The organism is Paenibacillus sp. H1-7 (assembly GCF_022354825.1).
Classification (GTDB): domain Bacteria; phylum Bacillota; class Bacilli; order Paenibacillales; family NBRC-103111; genus Paenibacillus_S.
In genome coordinates, this window is sequence record NZ_CP031168.1 from 4,795,712 (window position 1) to 4,811,245 (window position 15,534).

Here is a 15,534-nt window from a genome sequence, read left to right on the forward strand (position 1 = left end):
AAGGCTCCTTGGTTTTCGTTCAGCTATCTCGTTCCCGTTAGATCCGTAGGGCTAAGTCAGCAGAACGTTACTCCATATCTGGATAACGTCCGCCGAATGCTTATGGACTCATGTCGCCGCTCAAAGATTCAAATGATTTCCAACGACTTTTTGTGTGTCAATACTTTATTATTCACAAGTTCTTCTCGCATTGCATTCCATTTATCAACCTGTCTGTAATAACAAAAGGACGCTCCAACGCTTTCGCTTAGGCTGCGTCCTCCTGAGGCCTGTCCATTTTGATATAGGCACCCAAGAGATCTGCATAATAGTTATGTGAAACAGCAAGAGCAATGAGTTGCTATTCTATAGAAAAAAGCCTTTCTGGACCGGGTGGTCAAGACCCCAAATAGCGGACATTGAAAAAAGCCCTAGGCTGCATGCTGACGTCGGTACTCTATCGGCGTCAGCTTGTTTAGCTTTCTTTGCGCTCTTTCTTCGTTATAAAAATGAATGAATTCTTCTATTCGCCTTTGTGCTTCCTCGATGTTTCGGATATCATAAGGATAGAGGGCTTCCACTTTCAAATGTGAAAAGAAGCTCTCCATTGAGGCATTATCATAACAATTGCCTCGCCTGGACATGCTGATTTGGGCGCCAACCTTTGGCAGCATGTCGTGGTATGCATGAGACGTGTACTGGCTTCCCTGATCGCTGTGAACGATCAGTCCAGTCACGTCTTTATGCGTTTCAAATGCCTTCGTAAACGTCTCTAATACAAGAGGATTGTCATTACGGTTGCTCATATGGTAGGCTACAATTTCCCCATTCCAAAGGTCCTTGATTGCGGATAAGTAAATGCGATCATCAAATACTCGATATTGCGTCACATCCGTTACCCATTTTTGATTCGGTTCTGTCGCATTAAAATCTCTCTGCAGTAGATTCTCCGCGATCCTTCCATCAGATTTAGCTGCTTCACGCGTCGAACGATGAACATATTTGCGACGAATGATTGCCTGAATCTCTAAATCTCGCATAAGCCGTAGTACCTTCTTATGGTTCACACACAGGCTGTACTGTCGGTACAATTCGTCCTGTATCCGCCGATATCCAACCGTCTTCTTACGTTGATCATAAATAGCAAGAATCTTCTCCTTTAAATCAGCGTCAGGAGCTGCGTATTTGCGTTTCAAGTAGGCGTAGTAGCTGCTCCTAGCGACATTAAGCATGCTGCACAGCTCCACGACTGGATAATGCCCAGCGGCAGCTTCAATGATTCTATACTTTCCGTTCACACCCCCTGTTTCCAAATTTGCAAACACTTTTTTAGAACGTCATTCTCCCGTTTGAGCTTCGCTACATACCGATCTTGATCTAAGTACTCCTCACGACGTCCTCGTTGATCCAGGAGTCCAAACTCACCTAATTGCTTATACCTCCGCATCCACTTCTTGACCCGATCTTTGTCATGAATCTCTAAATGCTCCGTAATCTGCCGATACGACCACTTCTCCTCCATATGAAGGCGAATAGCTTCTTTCTTCAATTCCTCTGAATACGTTTTAAACTTCTGACCTCTTACTACCATAAAAAATACACCCCCTAGAATTCATCGGATTAACCTAGGGGTTTTTCCAATGTCTATTCTAAGGGGTGCACTTTAGGGTCCAAAAAGGCTTTTTTCATTTTGAGCCGACTGTTGCGGGAGTCGCAGCATGGAAACGATTAGCTCAGCGTGGAAAGAGCTTCGCGCGTGAACGGCTGCAGCTCTTCGATGCGGCCATCGCGGATCTTAGCTGCCCAGGCCGGGTCGGTTAACAGTGCGCGTCCGACGGCGACGAGATCGAATTCACCACGCTCAAGTCGTTCGATCAAGTTGTCGATGCCGGCGGGTTGGCCGCCCTTGCCTTCCTCGAATAGGCTGGTGAATTCGGAATCCAGGCCAACGGAACCGACGGTAATAGCTGGCTTGCCGGTCAGCTTGTGCGTCCAGCCAGCTAAGTTGAGGTCGGAACCCTCGAACTCCGGCTCCCAAAAGCGGCGTGTAGAGGCATGGAAGATATCGACGCCTGCCAGTGACAGCGGCGCAAGGAAACGCTCTAGTTCTTCCGGATTTACAGCCAGCTTGGCTCCGTAGTTAACCGGCTTCCATTGGGAGAAGCGGAAGATAATCGGGAAGTCGGGGCCGACAGCCGCACGTACCGCTTCAATTATCTCTACTGCGAATCGTGTCCTTCCTACCAGGTCGCCGCCGTACTCATCCGTGCGCTTGTTGGTGACGTCCCAGAAAAACTGGTCGATGAGGTAGCCGTGTGCGCCGTGAATTTCCACGGCATCAAAGCCGATGCGTTTCGCGTCAGCAGCAGCCTGGGCATAAGCCTGCACGAGACCGCGAATTTCCTCGACCGTCAACGGCTCCGATACCGCTGTACCGGTCAGACTTAGGCCTGACGGCCCAACCGGGTCAACGTTCGAATCCGGGAACTTAGAACGTTCTCTGGCCGTGCCCGTATGCCAGATCTGCGGAGCAATCTTTCCGCCGGCTTCATGCACCTCGCGAACGACGCTCGCCCATCCTTCCAATGCTTCATCACCGTAAAAATGCGGAATGCCATGGTCAGCCGCAGCTGCTGGATGGTTAATGACGGTACCTTCAGTTATGATGAGGCCGACTCCGTTCTCCGCTCTTCTGCGGTAATATCCGGCCACGTCGGGGCCTGGAACGCCTGCAGGTGAAAAGGAACGGGTCATCGGTGCCATGACTATTCGATTAGCAAGCTTCAGTCGACCACCTTCAAAAGGCTTGAACAGAGCTGCTGCGGTTGTGGATAGGGTCATTGTAATCTCTCCTCCTGTATAAAAAAAAAGGGTTTGAATTCATCTACAAATATAAATATATAGATTAATAGATGAAAAAGCAAATCCTTTCTGAGAAGGTTTTGGCGCTACTGCTTCTTTGCTCGCAGACCGGCCGCGAAGTTTTCCAAAAAAGCGGCAATCGCTTCTTCATTGCGCCTGTAATAGGTCCATTGGCCATAGCGGCGGGATTCCAGGAGTCCGGCTTTCTGCATGGAGGCCAAGTACGAGGAGATAACCGATTGGGTTAGACCGGATTTTTCCTGAATGCTGCCTACGCAGACACCGCCGGGGAATTCTTCTTTGATAACGTTCGGCAAGTTCTCGTTCATCGCATCAGGCTCCCGCAGCCAGCAGAGGATGTTGAGACGGGTCTCATTAGACAGAGCCTTCAATACTGCAAGCATATCTTCGTGGTTCATTACTCGACACCCATTTCTAGTTGGATTGATCCTAGTATACCAAAAGTTACGCTTTATGAGAAAATGAATTACTACGATTATGATCTCCTCGGCCGTAGATTACGCATCTTGCAATGGTTCCCCTCTAAAATACATTATTACCATACTAACACTATTTGGAAATTCAACCAGATCACACAACCGTACCCGTGGTGTTTTCTGGAAACCCATTGTCAACTTGCTCGAAGCGGAGGAAATCGAATTTCTTGTTGTGAATGCCCAACACATGAAGTCTGTTCCCGGACGGAAAACAGATGTGAAAGATGCCGAATGGATTGCATAGTTATTAATACATCACCGTACTATACGGTGTTACTGGAAATAATTTGATCTACTGTTCGTAAAGCAGAAGAGATCGCACCTTCAATCCAACCGGGAAAAAGACTTGTATTATCGCCTGCAAAGTAAATTCTACCTTGTGCCGCAGACAGTGTTGGGAGCATTCTAATCATCTGTTTCGGCTTATACCAAGCATACGCACCTCGGGAGTAAGGATTATGATCCCAAGAAAAGACCGTCCCGCCTTCATAGTTATACGACAATTCAGGAAGCACCTGTTTGATTTCTGATACAGCTGAATTATAATTACCGGCTCTAGATAATTCTCGCGCCGATTCACCGGAGGAGTATGAACAAATTAACCCCCTCCTTGATGTCGTTTGAGTGAAGGTAGCATCAAGCAACCATCCAATGTTCAGATCTGTGTTTACTGCAGTAAAGGAACTTAAGTTGTGCCAGAATCTAGTTCTGCTTTGGATGACGGTACGCGTAACGGATGTAGAAAGTTGATTTTGAATGACATCATTTTTTTCTTTGCTAAGTGGCGGAGAAAAATGAATTGTACGCAGGACTGTAGAGGGAATGGCCACAATGACCCGATCACAGCACATAGTGTAAGCTTCGCCAGAATGATTGAAATGGATAGTTACTTCTTTATTACTATGCTCAATATGTGTCACAGTACATCCATAACTGATATTAGAGCCAATGGTAATGGCAAGCCTTTTCGGTAATTGATCCATTCCACCTACTATAGTCTGTGTATTTCTTTCGGAACTGACCATTGTTAAGTCAAGCAGTCGATGTAATGCAGATACTTTGCGAATACCATCACCTAACATCTGCATATATCCCATTTCAAACAGCTTAATCGCGCCTGAAGATGCTCCTTGACCTTTAAGATATTCTTCCATTGTCATTGAATCGAGCTGTATCGCATGTTTTGTTGGCCAGCCCGGCAAAAAAGGATTTCCCGCTGCTTTCAGCCCCGGCTTAAGATACTTTTCCAACATTCCCGCGTATCCTAAAATTCTTTCCTCGGCGGTAAGTGAAACAGGCCATACTGCAGGTTCATCTGGAGAATCTATGATTAATCTCCCGTTGATATATGACAAACTTCTATTAGGGACTGGTAAATTGATTAATTGAACCCCGACTTGCTGGGCATAACTCAATGTGAGAAAATGATGTGCTCCAATGAAGGCGGCTCCCATTTCACAAAACATTCCGTCGGCAAATTGATCCCGCATTGTGTATATGCGACCACCCGGCCGACTACTTGCCTCTAATAAACGCACGTTATATCCTTGTTTCATAAGCTCCAATGCGCATACCACCCCCGCCATCCCTGCCCCAATAACAACAATACGCTCAGGAACACGACCTATCCCCATAAAGTCCGATTCCTCCAAATATTACTTTTATTACATCATGCGTTGTATAATTCTTTAGTTTATTGGCACTTCTTATTATCCTATGCCGTCCGTCAGTTCAATAAAACAATAGAGGAGCTGCATGAAGCAAGCTCCCCCACTATTAGGAGTATTATCGTCGATGACTTACCAATCTCTTCCCCCATGGTTTTAGATATGAGATCCCAGTTAAAAAGATTAATATTGCCAAAACGATTACGCTTCCGGTCAATATCATTTTTTGACTATGTAGGTATTCAGGATTGTACATGGGTTCAAGCTCTTTAAGAGAAAGCGCATCTAGTGCCTTTTCAATCCATGTACCAATAAAAATACTGCCAAAGAAAATCGTCATCAAATTGCCGGCCCACTTCGCAATAATCCAATAATGTGTGGTGATCCCCCACGCCCCAAGAGCTAGCCATAGACCCGTTGCCAGACTTCCTAAAGCCCCTGGAATGATTAAGTACCAGTCGAAATATTTGATGAAATAATGAGCTGCATAAATTAATTCACCATCTTTTAAATTGAGTGTAAAAAGTGTTAATACAAAGTTACCTAACACTCCTGTAAAATACATAATCACAAAGAGAACATGGAAGATTACCCACCATTTTTTACGTTTTGCATCTAATCTGACAGCCTTCCATTTGCCAATCGAGATGACTAATCCCGCAATTAATGCAACCAATAATGATGTCCACAAAAAAGCAATCATGAAATTTGGCCCCTCACCCATAAATTTTTTACTTACAACGCTCTACAAGTTCCATCTTACAGGCGGAAAACTGACAGCTATATGTCAGTGTTAAAAAACAATCTCAATAATAGTATCCTGCCAGTTCTGGGAGATGAATTCATGCAACTCTTTGTTGTTGTGTTATGATATTCATATATTTAAAAGTAAGTCATTAAGGAGAGCGTAAATTATGAATCAAAATATCCAACAGTTTAAGGCTGATTTTTTTAAAGCGCTGGCACATCCCATGCGAATTCGAATCCTTGAGGTTCTGAGTGAAGGAGATAAGAACGTAAATGAAATACAGAGTATTTTAGGCTCCGAAGGTTCAGCCGTTTCGCAGCAGCTGTCGGTATTGCGCAGTAAGAATGTGGTTACAAGCTTAAAAGACGGAACTTCCGTTATATATTCCTTACGTGACCCGCTGATTAAAGATTTACTCGCGGTCGCAAAGCAGATTTTTGATAATCATCTCGTTGATGCCATTTCACTTCTGGAAGTCATTCGAAATGAATCATAAATAAAATAAACCAAGGGCATTCTTGAGTAACATCAGGGATACCTTTGGTTTTTCATTTATTAAGTTAGAAGATGCTGACCCGCAGGATTTTTACGATTGACAATATTCTTTGACAGGAGTAACATTTTACATATATTCAAATATTCAAATATATGAAGAATGGAAGCGATTGTGGATGAGATGGACGGGAAGATTTGAAGGATACCATGCAGACGCATTCCGTAAGGATCTCATTTCAGGTCTTATCGTTGGCATTATCGCCATTCCTTTAGGGATGGCGTTTGCTATTGCTGCCGGTGTCAAACCGGAATATGGCATTTATACTACCATCGTTGCCGGTATATGTATTTCTTTGTTCGGAGGCTCCAGATTTCAAATTGGCGGCCCAACCGGCGCATTTGTTCCGATCCTCTTCGCGATTGTTATTCAATATGGATACGAAAATTTATTGATTGCAGGATTTTTAGCGGGAATTATCCTTGTTATGATGGGGGTATTTAGGCTAGGCGCATTAATTAAGTTTATCCCTCGTCCTGTAACCGTCGGTTTTACGGCAGGAATTGCAGTGATTATCTTCAGCGGACAAATTTCTAATTTTTTAGGCTTGAGCGGTCTCGAAACACACGAGAACTTTTTTCTAAATATGAAGGAAATTGTGACGCATTTGACAACGACGAATTTTTATAGCGTTATCACAGCGCTTGTCTGTTTGATCGTCATTCTCTATATGCCAAGATTTCTTCCGAGGGTTCCAGGTTCCATTGTAGGTCTTGTCTTATCTACTGTAGTTGCGACTATATGTTTTAAGGGAGATGTAGCAACGATTGGATCGTCATTTGGAGCGATTCCAAGTACACTACCCTATTTTCATTTTCCTGAGATAACTTGGGATCGCGTTAAGACTTTAATTCAACCTGCTTTTATTATTGCCATGCTAGGAGGCATCGAATCCTTGTTATCGGCTGTTGTTGCCGATGGCATGACAGGCGGCCGTCATAACAGCAATCGTGAGCTGGTCGGGCAAGGTATTGCCAACATGATTACCCCTCTCTTTGGGGGGATTCCAGCGACAGGAGCCATTGCACGAACAGCAACCAACATCAAAAATGGTGCAGTTTCACCTTTGTCCGGTATCATCCATGGGATTGTTGTTTTACTAGTGCTCATTTTGTTCGCACCTTATGCGTCTGAGATCCCACTTGCCAGTATGGCACCTATACTGATGCTTGTTGCTTGGAATATGAGTGAACGCAAAGAATTCGCTCACGTCTTAAAATCCAAAACGAGCGATTCTGTTATCCTCCTCATTACCTTTTTGTTAACGGTTTTTACAAATTTAACGACAGCCGTTGAAGTCGGACTCATCTTGGCCGTTCTTTTGTTTGTGAAGCGAATGAGCGACGGCATGTTAGTTTCCAAGGTATTGCCCGACCCTACAGCTAAACATGAAAAAGTGAAAGCCCATATGGTAACCGAGGGCCATGATTGCCCGCAAATCGGGATTTATACCATAGATGGCCCCCTATTCTTTGGCGCGGCGAGCATGTTTGAAAAGTCCATCATGGATACGATTCATTTGAGGCCAAAAGTGTTACTCCTGCGCATGGGAAAAGTGCCTTTTATGGATACAACAGGCGAATCCAATCTGGCTCATTTGGTAAAGCATTTCGAAAAGTTTGGAGGGGTCATTCTAATAACGGGAATTCAATCTCAACCTTTGGAAGTAATGAAGAGAACAGGATTGTATAACGTGATCGGAGCCGAACATTTTTTTGGGCGTACCGGTGAGGCGCTAAATTTCGCACTTACACAACTTGATTTGAATCAATGTCAGGGTTGTAAACATTTCGCATTTCGTGAGTGCACCTCATTATCGAACATTGAGTTACAAAAAGAAGTGTAACACAGGATCTGCCCCTTATTTTCAAGTCGGCGTCATGTACAGTCTAAGGCCGACGCTATGACTAAAAAGGGTCGACAGGGCACATCCCCTGATCAACCCTTTTTGAGTTTCATTTAGAAAAGACTTAGATAATCCATTCGACTACTTGCTCCACAGAACGCCTTGTTTTGCCGCGTGGCTCATTCACGCGGTACCCGAATGCAACCATGCAGGAAACTCCGAAATGCTCGGGGTCTATGATCCCCTCTTCCGTCAGAATGCGCTCGATCGGTGCCTTCTCAAACCCTTCTATCGGGCAGGAATCGATTCCGATTTGTGCGGCGGCTGTCATCATATTGCCCAAAGCGATATAAGCTTGCCGGCTAGCCCATTCAAACATCGCCCGGCTATTGCCCCAAAGGTCAAAGTCGGAAGTCAGGAATTTTTCATAAGCTTTACCTTTTCCTTCCACAACTTCATCCGGCAGCTGCTGCACGTTCTTCATGATGCCTTGAATGTAACCGGATTCTGCGGCCATATCCTGCTGCAATCGGGACAGAATCAGCACGAAATGACTCGCGGTCGGCAATTGTTTTCTTGCTCCCCAAGCGTGCTGACGGAGTTTTTCACGAAGATCGGGATTTTGCACTACTACAAATTTCCAGGGCTCAAAGCCAAACGAGCTCGGTGACAAGCGGCCGGTTTCCAAAATAAACTCAAAATCGCTATCCGTAATCTTCCGACTGCCGTCAAATTCTTTTGTCGCGTGCCGGAAGCGGTACGCTGATAAAATGTCCTGTTGTTTATCTGTAAAATTTGTCATATCCATAACACTCCTTTTTTTGAATGAATTCTTGTTGACGGGCGCCCTGCTCTACTCCTAATATTAAGAGACTACATCCATTTTTAAAAGTACGCACATTAATGTTGCATACTTACAAAAATGATACTTAGAGAGAGGCGATCGCATGCGAGACCGTAAAGGCGGGTTTGGAGTATGTCACGAAGGGAACGACGAAGGATGTCCCGTCGAATATACGCTGGATGTTATCGGAGGGAAATGGAAAGGTGTCCTTTTATATCATTTGATGGACGGCACCAAGCGGTTTAACGAATTCAGGCGCATCTGTCCGGGCATCACCCAGCGTATGCTGACGCTTCAGCTGCGCGAGCTGGAGGAGGATGGGGTTATTTGCCGCACGGTGTATCCTCAGGTCCCCCCCAAGGTAGAATATTCGCTCAGCGATTTCGGAAAGACGCTGATTCCCATCATTCTATTGATGAGAGACTGGGGACAAGAATATATGAAAAACGCTAGCAAGGCTTTACAAAAATGAGAGATTGCTCAAAAAGGGCTGTTCCCGCAAGGTCATCTACTTCAATGACTTTGGGACACAGCCCTTTCTTATGATGCTGGAACATTTACCCAGCGCTACTCCTTCATTTTATACTAATACAATTCTGTTGATCGGCGCCGTAACACTAATGTATTGACTTATAACGTAGAAGCCTTGCGGCTTAAAAATTGTCGAACAGAAACATCTGTGCTGAGGCCAACAGCACGACTATAAGCAGAACGGGCATCATCTTCTCGATTCATCCGCTTGTACAAATGGCCAGCTAGCGCCCAATAGGGCTGATAATTAACCACTTCTGCAGATGGTATAGCTTCCAGTAAAGTAACACCGCTTTCCGGTCCATAAGCCTCCGCGACTGCAGCGGCTCGACCGATTAATGCGCCCAGTGTGGGGTGTAGACGAATGAGGCCCTCGTATAACTGGACAATCGCTGCCCACTCGATACGTCCTGTCGATAAACGCTGTGCATGCACCGATTGAATCGCAGCCATGAGTTGAAAGCGACCGATTCCGCCGGCATGTGAGGCGGTGTGCAGGTAACGTTCCGCCTCCATGATCAATGCCTGATTCCATCGTGCACATTCCTGCTCAGAGAGGGGAACATAGTTCCCCCCTGCATCATGTCGAGCCTCGCGACGCGCCTCGCAGTGCAGCATGAGCGCCAGCAGACCGTAAACCTCCGGCTCGCGGGGAGCGAATGGGAGCAGCAGCCTTCCCAAATAGAGGGCCTCCTCCGCCAATTTCTTGCGAGGTGAATCGACGATAGCCGCCTCGTCCCACCCGCTGCCGTAGGCAGCATAAATGGCTTCCAAAACGGAATCGAGACGATCCGGAATTTCTTCCTCATCAGGCATTTCAAAGGTGAGGCGTTCGGTGCGGATTTTTGCTTTTATCCGAGTAAGACGCTGGCTCATGGTGGAGGGCTTGATGATGAATGCAGACGCGATTCGAGCTGCATCGATTCCAAGCACCGTCTGCAGCATAAGTGGCGTACGCATCACAGGATCAATTGCCGGATGAGTACAAAGAAACATCATTTTCAGTCGTTCGTCCGGAAAAGCAGCGTTTGAAGAAGCGAGACGCTGTGTATCCTCGGACATGGCAAGGAGTGTCGGCAGCGCACTTTCGGAAATACGGACACGTCGGGCTCGGTCGATAAGCCGCCTACGGGCGGCCGTAATAAGCCATGCTTCAGGCTTATCCGGAACGCCGACCTTCGGCCAAGTCTCTAGCGCGGCAAGAAAAGCGTCTCCAATGGCATCCTCAACAACCTGCAGATCCCGCCAATTTACGACCAGATAGGAGAGCAATCGGCCATAAGCCTCGCGTGCCGTTTCTTCAATGACTCGATGAGTTTCCATAGAATGACTACTTCAACGGGGGAATGTTCGGTCTGACCTCAACCGTATCGACAGGCCCTCGAGCAGCCCACTCTAATGCGGTGTCTAGGTCTGGCACATCAATCACGAAGATCCCGCCGAGCTGCTCTTTCGTCTCCGGAAACGGTCCGTCCTGAACTACCATCTCTCCGCCGCGGCGCTTCATCGTGGCAGCTGTTTCCGGCGCATAAAGACCCGAGCCGAAAACCACGATTCCAGCTTCCCGCAGAGCATGTACATAGTGTGTCCAGCCTCCTAAGTATTCTTGTTGCCTTGCTGGATCCGTTCTTGCCGCAAAGTCCTCCTGACTTTCGTAAAACATTAATGTGTAATTCATACTGAAACTCCTCCCTTTTTAAACCGTATGAAATTCGGTTTCGTTATAATGACGTTTCAAAGGTTCCGATTTCTACATTACAATTCATTTTTTTATCAAAAAACTTGCCGTTACTTATGGTACGGTTCACCCCGAACGATCTAGCTTCGTCCTGATTTTAGCTATAGTATTCGTTAGCTCAATAGCAAATGAAATACAACTCGTTATTTCTCCCAAAGCTCGATCAGTCGACCATCAGGATCTTCAATCCAAATAAACTTTCCAAATTCACTACTCTCTTTTTTCTTTGCTAGAGGTACACCAATATGCTCAAGATGCTTAATAGTCTCGTTTAGATTATGTACTTGGAAATTTAACATCACTTGTTGTTCTGTTGGAAAATAACTGTCATTCTCGGTAAAGAAAGAAAAGATAGTCTCATTTCCTAATTGGGGTTTTATCACAGTCCCATTCCAATTTTCTATTTCAATCTTCAACACTTCACTGTACCATTTCTTTATCACTTCGAGATTCTTAGTTCTCCAAAATATTCCTCCAAAACCTTTTATCATCGTAATTAGCTCCTGTCTATCATCAAATTTTTGGCTATCCGATCATGATTTACGGTACATACGTGGAGCCATCCCAACTTCTCTTGCAAAAAGTCTGGTGAAATAAAGCGGATCTTGATAGCCCACATCTCTCGCTATTTTCGAAATGGGCTCACTGGTTGACCGGAGCAGCTGCTTCGCTTTATCCAGCCTGACCTTGTTAATAAATTCGATCGGCGTGTAACCGGAATATTTTTTGAACAGAATCGAATAGTAGCTAGACGATAGTGACGCCATATTGGCGAGCTTATCGCGTTCTAAAGAGGATTGATAATGATCCTGAATGTACTTCATGGAATCAGCTATGAGCCTAGCCGTTTCGTCTTCATGGTGAAGCTTATAGCTCAGCACTTCGCTCACCCATTTAAGCAGTGTCAAGAAGTGAAGTCTGACGGTCCATTCCGTGCTCGTGCTCTTATCGTTCCACAGCTCATATAGCTGCTTAAGCCGCCTTTCCAGTTCTGGCAGATCCGCATAGAACGGAAAGACACGATCGAATGGCAATGGAGCACCGTACTGGCCCAGCTTGACCTGGTTCCCTTCCCATTCTATGGGATAATAAAGAAAATGGACGCTATAATACGTCAAAGGATCTTCCTGCGAGCTAGACAACACGATATGCTCATCAGGAGCCATATGAAGAATCGTACCGGGATTCAAGGTCCATTCGGTGCCATTCATTTCAAATGTGCCCTTCCCTCCAATGACGCAAACAAAATTGTAAATGCTGGTTTGTTTAAGCTCAAACCTGTACTTTCTTTGTTTCCAAAATGACTCCCCCCGAAGAAGCACCTCAATCATTTTTGGGAAAAATCGCTCAAAATACTGATCATGCACCTTTCTCATCTCCCAAGATGAAGCAAGTTTATTACAGCTATCATAACATAGAACAGCATCCCCCCACATAGCAGGGAAATGCTGTTCTTGTTAGATGCTTTACGTGCCGGCTTACTTCGCTTTCTCGGAAGCAATCGCCTTGTTGATCACCTCTTCGGCGCTGCGCAGCACGGTATTCAAATCTTTGTTTTCCACGATGGCCTTTTGCAGCTCTTTCATGAACATGTTCTCGGCCTTGACATTCGTTAATCCCGGTTTGCGGCCAGGCATTGCCGGTCCCACTTTATTAAAGGAGGCTGCTTTTATATTTTTGTCCTTATACATCGGATCGTTTTTCATGAACATTTTTTTGATTTCATCGTTTTTCAGGACCGGAAATACTGCCAAATCCGCAGCAAGCTTGGCCTGCATCTCGTCTGAAGCAAGCCATGCCGCAACCTGAAATGCAGCATCCTTATTTTTACTGCTGCTCGTTACATAGATATTGCGGTAATCGGATAACCGCCCAATTCCCGGCAGCTCCTTGTATGTAGGCATGCTGACGATATCCCACTTGAAGTCCCAATCCATAAAATTCCTGGATACAAACGTCGTCATCGCTGAGTGACCATTTATAAACTCTTTCCAATCCACATCTTTACTAATTGTTGTGGAATCGAATTTCAGACCAGGGAGAGTATAAAACCGCTTCCAGTTCTCGCCGATTTTTTTCCATGCTTCCGTATTCACCGCCGCCTTATCTTCCGTCAAACTGAGAATAGGCTCGCCAAACGGATTCTGGGTGAAAAAGGTTTCCATCCAGCGATCGGAAAATCCGCGATATTGAACGCCTCCTTCGGCTCGGGTCATGAGCTTGGCAAGCTCGTAAACCTCATCCCAAGTCATTCCGTCCTTAGGATAAGGAATGCCGAACTTATCGAACAGATCCTTATTGTAATGCATCATCCCTCCGCTCGTGCCGCTAAGCGGTATCCCTGCAACAATGCCTCCTGTCTCATTCTTCATCATTTCAAATGCCATAGGATCGATGCGCGACGTATCGAAATTGTATTTCTTTATCAGCCCGCTTACATCATAAAGCAAGCCGGTCCTTTGCAGATCCGGAGTAGCTACCCCGCGTCCGACGAACAAATCCGGCATCTCTCCAGAAGCAACTAGCGTATCGATGGTGACACCGCCTGTTCCCGTGCTTGCAACCGCTTTCAATGTGTAATTAGGAAATTTGCTCTTGGCTTGCTGGGCAATATAATCAAATTCGCTCTGTGACATAGACCACATGTAAAAGCTTATTTCGGCAGGCGTATTCACTATCTGCGCTAAGTCTGCCTGTGTCCCCTCTTGCTTATTATCGGCTTGTGTTCCCCCACTTGCACACGCCGTAAGCATCAACGCGACTGCCGAGAAAGCAATGATCATTTTGTTATTCATCGTAGCCCCCTATAAAAACGTTTTTAAAAACCCACCGATGTCTTCTCCTGCTGCTTTAGATTTGCTTTAAATTTCTGAAACATATACGATTAGTTAATTCATACTTAAATTATAGAATCTCTATTTATGAATGTAAATGGATATCGGTTTAACAGATATGGATTATTAGTAGATGATAGTTTATTTGTAAAGATAGCATGTGCACAGCCAATTGGCTGAATTCCAAAGCAAAGTAAAAACCAGCACTATCGACCCGGGAGGCGATAATGCTGGATGAATGGAGACAATCCGTGTTCTTAACTTGGGATGGTCATCAGCCAGAACGACCAGTCTTTGGGAGGCCGTAAAGCAGTCAAATGCTCCGATACCTCAATCAGCCTCGGAGATGAGTATACCTTTTCCGCTCTTCTGGTAAGCTGGACGGCCAGTCCGTTGATCTCGTTGTCAATATTTTGCCAAGCCCAGGGCGTTTCCTCAGCCAAGTAAGGAGCCAAAAACTGAAACCCAAGCTCAATTCCCCTGCCATCCTCAGTCCGATAACGCCATAAATCGACTCCTAGCACATCGCCGCACCTAGCCAGGCTTACAAAAGCGCTCAATCCATATAATGAGTAAAATAGAGCACGATTTCGTTTCAACTCGCGATGAAGTCCTCCATCCGGTGTGAATTGGACATCGATTTGCCACTTGGCACGTTCCATCATTTGCCGCGCTCTTTCCAAGTTGCCGCTGTAGATGGAAAAAGCCGCCACTTGTGCCGTATACCAGGACCCATGATTATCGGTAGCGCGATACTCTTCTTTGCCTGCAGGACTCTCCAACAACCAGTCGCAATAAGCGGCAAACCATTGCTGTAACGCCTCATTATCGGCCTCGGACCAGCTTATCGATTGCGCCAGCAGCTTGACCGAGTCCAGGAGTCCGATTAGCTGGACTCCTTCTATAATGCCGATGGCCATTCCATCATTAACTCCTGGCAGTGAGGCGGCATACTTGAAATTCGGATTCATTCGGGTTTCTGGATTCAGGAACCAAACTCGCAGCAGCTCGGCTGCTTTTGCAGCGTAGGCACTTGAGCCCGAATAAAAATACGCCAGCGTCAAAGTGTTAACCCTGATGCGCATATTGAAATAAGGTCCCAAGTCGTACTCGTCACTAGCTGCCGCCGGATTCGTATACCCGTCGCGACGGATGAATGGCATCCCGTCAGGCGTATCCGGATTGCGCCAAGCGTATTTTCCAATAGCGAAAAAATCATGTTTATCTCCGGATGGGGGGATATTTCCCTTGTTGACTACGGAAGCAGGAGTTTTTTGAAGGTAGGAATCCGCCTCATGGAGTAATGCAGAATAAGCTGGCATCAGGCTCGGTTCATTTGCTTTCACCCTATCACGGATACGAACCAATTCCTCATAGTCAAGTTGAATTAGCGTTGGTGCCGTCGTTTGTTTCATGACTGATATTTCCTCCTCTT

The 15,534-nt window shown here is 45.8% G+C and carries 16 protein-coding genes and 1 pseudogene; 4 read left to right on the top strand and 13 right to left on the bottom strand.

Annotated features, from left to right (window positions below; all coding sequences use genetic code 11):
• Positions 1 to 410: 410 nt before the first annotated feature.
• From DVH26_RS21195 to DVH26_RS21210, 4 genes are all read right to left on the bottom strand, one after another.
• Positions 411 to 1,277 (bottom strand): IS3 family transposase, encoded by an 867-nt coding sequence (locus tag DVH26_RS21195; protein ID WP_239625072.1) that lies wholly within the window; start codon positions 1,275 to 1,277, stop codon positions 411 to 413.
• Positions 1,274 to 1,570 (bottom strand): helix-turn-helix domain-containing protein, encoded by a 297-nt coding sequence (locus DVH26_RS21200; RefSeq protein ID WP_239625074.1) that lies wholly within the window; start codon positions 1,568 to 1,570, stop codon positions 1,274 to 1,276. The genes DVH26_RS21195 and DVH26_RS21200 overlap by 4 nt, the downstream gene beginning before the upstream one ends.
• A 137-nt stretch (positions 1,571 to 1,707) precedes the next feature.
• Positions 1,708 to 2,820, bottom strand: a complete 1,113-nt coding sequence (locus tag DVH26_RS21205; protein WP_239625076.1) for an NADH:flavin oxidoreductase — start codon at positions 2,818 to 2,820, stop codon at positions 1,708 to 1,710.
• A 107-nt stretch (positions 2,821 to 2,927) separates the two neighbouring features.
• Positions 2,928 to 3,260, bottom strand: coding sequence for an ArsR/SmtB family transcription factor (locus DVH26_RS21210; protein ID WP_239625079.1), 333 nt, complete (start codon positions 3,258 to 3,260; stop codon positions 2,928 to 2,930).
• Positions 3,261 to 3,450: 190 nt separating this feature from the next.
• Between DVH26_RS21210 and DVH26_RS21215 the strand changes: the two are divergent.
• Positions 3,451 to 3,579: pseudogene (locus tag DVH26_RS21215) on the top strand (IS110 family transposase); the annotation flags it as partial.
• 22 nt (positions 3,580 to 3,601) lie between these two features.
• On the opposite strand, the gene DVH26_RS21220 reads toward DVH26_RS21215, so the two are convergent.
• Together DVH26_RS21220 and DVH26_RS21225 are read right to left on the bottom strand one after the other, a co-directional pair.
• Entirely contained in the window at positions 3,602 to 4,972 is a 1,371-nt protein-coding gene (locus DVH26_RS21220; RefSeq protein WP_239625081.1) for a flavin monoamine oxidase family protein, read from the bottom strand.
• Between the two features lie 151 nt (positions 4,973 to 5,123).
• Positions 5,124 to 5,708: a DUF2269 domain-containing protein gene (locus DVH26_RS21225; protein WP_239625083.1), complete on the bottom strand. Its 585-nt coding sequence runs from the start codon at positions 5,706 to 5,708 to the stop codon at positions 5,124 to 5,126.
• 211 nt (positions 5,709 to 5,919) lie between these two features.
• Here DVH26_RS21225 and DVH26_RS21230 point away from each other — a divergent pair, with 211 nt between their 5' ends.
• Both DVH26_RS21230 and DVH26_RS21235 read left to right on the top strand, forming a co-directional pair.
• On the top strand, positions 5,920 to 6,249 hold the full coding sequence (locus DVH26_RS21230; protein WP_239625085.1) for an ArsR/SmtB family transcription factor: 330 nt from the start codon (positions 5,920 to 5,922) through the stop codon (positions 6,247 to 6,249).
• A gap of 175 nt (positions 6,250 to 6,424) precedes the next feature.
• Positions 6,425 to 8,152, top strand: a complete 1,728-nt coding sequence (locus tag DVH26_RS21235; RefSeq protein ID WP_239625088.1) for a SulP family inorganic anion transporter — start codon at positions 6,425 to 6,427, stop codon at positions 8,150 to 8,152.
• A 124-nt stretch (positions 8,153 to 8,276) separates the two neighbouring features.
• Here DVH26_RS21235 and DVH26_RS21240 read toward each other — a convergent pair whose 3' ends face one another.
• Positions 8,277 to 8,954: an NAD(P)H-dependent oxidoreductase gene (locus DVH26_RS21240; RefSeq protein ID WP_239625090.1), complete on the bottom strand. Its 678-nt coding sequence runs from the start codon at positions 8,952 to 8,954 to the stop codon at positions 8,277 to 8,279.
• A gap of 145 nt (positions 8,955 to 9,099) precedes the next feature.
• Between DVH26_RS21240 and DVH26_RS21245 the strand changes: the two genes are divergently transcribed.
• Positions 9,100 to 9,468, top strand: coding sequence for a winged helix-turn-helix transcriptional regulator (locus tag DVH26_RS21245; protein ID WP_239625092.1), 369 nt, complete (start codon positions 9,100 to 9,102; stop codon positions 9,466 to 9,468).
• Between the two features lie 158 nt (positions 9,469 to 9,626).
• Here DVH26_RS21245 and DVH26_RS21250 read toward each other — a convergent pair whose 3' ends face one another.
• The 6 genes from DVH26_RS21250 to DVH26_RS21275 form a co-directional block, all read right to left on the bottom strand.
• Positions 9,627 to 10,850: an RNA polymerase sigma factor gene (locus tag DVH26_RS21250; protein ID WP_239625094.1), complete on the bottom strand. Its 1,224-nt coding sequence runs from the start codon at positions 10,848 to 10,850 to the stop codon at positions 9,627 to 9,629.
• A 7-nt stretch (positions 10,851 to 10,857) separates the two neighbouring features.
• Positions 10,858 to 11,205: a YciI family protein gene (locus DVH26_RS21255; RefSeq protein ID WP_239625096.1), complete on the bottom strand. Its 348-nt coding sequence runs from the start codon at positions 11,203 to 11,205 to the stop codon at positions 10,858 to 10,860.
• A gap of 203 nt (positions 11,206 to 11,408) precedes the next feature.
• Entirely contained in the window at positions 11,409 to 11,756 is a 348-nt protein-coding gene (locus DVH26_RS21260) for a VOC family protein (protein WP_239625098.1), read from the bottom strand.
• Between the two features lie 42 nt (positions 11,757 to 11,798).
• Entirely contained in the window at positions 11,799 to 12,701 is a 903-nt protein-coding gene (locus DVH26_RS21265; protein ID WP_345774008.1) for an AraC family transcriptional regulator, read from the bottom strand.
• Positions 12,702 to 12,743: 42 nt separating this feature from the next.
• Complete coding sequence (locus DVH26_RS21270) at positions 12,744 to 14,060, bottom strand: ABC transporter substrate-binding protein (RefSeq protein ID WP_239625100.1); 1,317 nt, start codon at positions 14,058 to 14,060, stop codon at positions 12,744 to 12,746.
• Between the two features lie 296 nt (positions 14,061 to 14,356).
• Positions 14,357 to 15,514: an alginate lyase family protein gene (locus DVH26_RS21275; protein WP_239625104.1), complete on the bottom strand. Its 1,158-nt coding sequence runs from the start codon at positions 15,512 to 15,514 to the stop codon at positions 14,357 to 14,359.
• Positions 15,515 to 15,534 lie beyond the last annotated feature (20 nt).

Bases quoted from the DNA above. Each gene is read 5' to 3' on its own strand.
- DVH26_RS21200 (WP_239625074.1), bottom strand. From the start codon at position 1,570: ATGGTAGTAAGAGGTCAGAAGTTTAAAACGTATTCAGAGGAATTGAAG.
- DVH26_RS21205 (WP_239625076.1), bottom strand. From the start codon at position 2,820: ATGACCCTATCCACAACCGCAGCAGCTCTGTTCAAGCCTTTTGAAGGT.
- DVH26_RS21210 (WP_239625079.1), bottom strand. From the start codon at position 3,260: ATGAACCACGAAGATATGCTTGCAGTATTGAAGGCTCTGTCTAATGAG.
- DVH26_RS21220 (WP_239625081.1), bottom strand. From the start codon at position 4,972: ATGGGGATAGGTCGTGTTCCTGAGCGTATTGTTGTTATTGGGGCAGGG.
- DVH26_RS21225 (WP_239625083.1), bottom strand. From the start codon at position 5,708: ATGATTGCTTTTTTGTGGACATCATTATTGGTTGCATTAATTGCGGGA.
- DVH26_RS21230 (WP_239625085.1), top strand. From the start codon at position 5,920: ATGAATCAAAATATCCAACAGTTTAAGGCTGATTTTTTTAAAGCGCTG.
- DVH26_RS21235 (WP_239625088.1), top strand. From the start codon at position 6,425: ATGAGATGGACGGGAAGATTTGAAGGATACCATGCAGACGCATTCCGT.
- DVH26_RS21240 (WP_239625090.1), bottom strand. From the start codon at position 8,954: ATGACAAATTTTACAGATAAACAACAGGACATTTTATCAGCGTACCGC.
- DVH26_RS21245 (WP_239625092.1), top strand. From the start codon at position 9,100: ATGCGAGACCGTAAAGGCGGGTTTGGAGTATGTCACGAAGGGAACGAC.
- DVH26_RS21250 (WP_239625094.1), bottom strand. From the start codon at position 10,850: ATGGAAACTCATCGAGTCATTGAAGAAACGGCACGCGAGGCTTATGGC.
- DVH26_RS21255 (WP_239625096.1), bottom strand. From the start codon at position 11,205: ATGAATTACACATTAATGTTTTACGAAAGTCAGGAGGACTTTGCGGCA.
- DVH26_RS21260 (WP_239625098.1), bottom strand. From the start codon at position 11,756: ATGATAAAAGGTTTTGGAGGAATATTTTGGAGAACTAAGAATCTCGAA.
- DVH26_RS21265 (WP_345774008.1), bottom strand. From the start codon at position 12,701: ATGTGGGGGGATGCTGTTCTATGTTATGATAGCTGTAATAAACTTGCT.
- DVH26_RS21270 (WP_239625100.1), bottom strand. From the start codon at position 14,060: ATGAATAACAAAATGATCATTGCTTTCTCGGCAGTCGCGTTGATGCTT.
- DVH26_RS21275 (WP_239625104.1), bottom strand. From the start codon at position 15,514: ATGAAACAAACGACGGCACCAACGCTAATTCAACTTGACTATGAGGAA.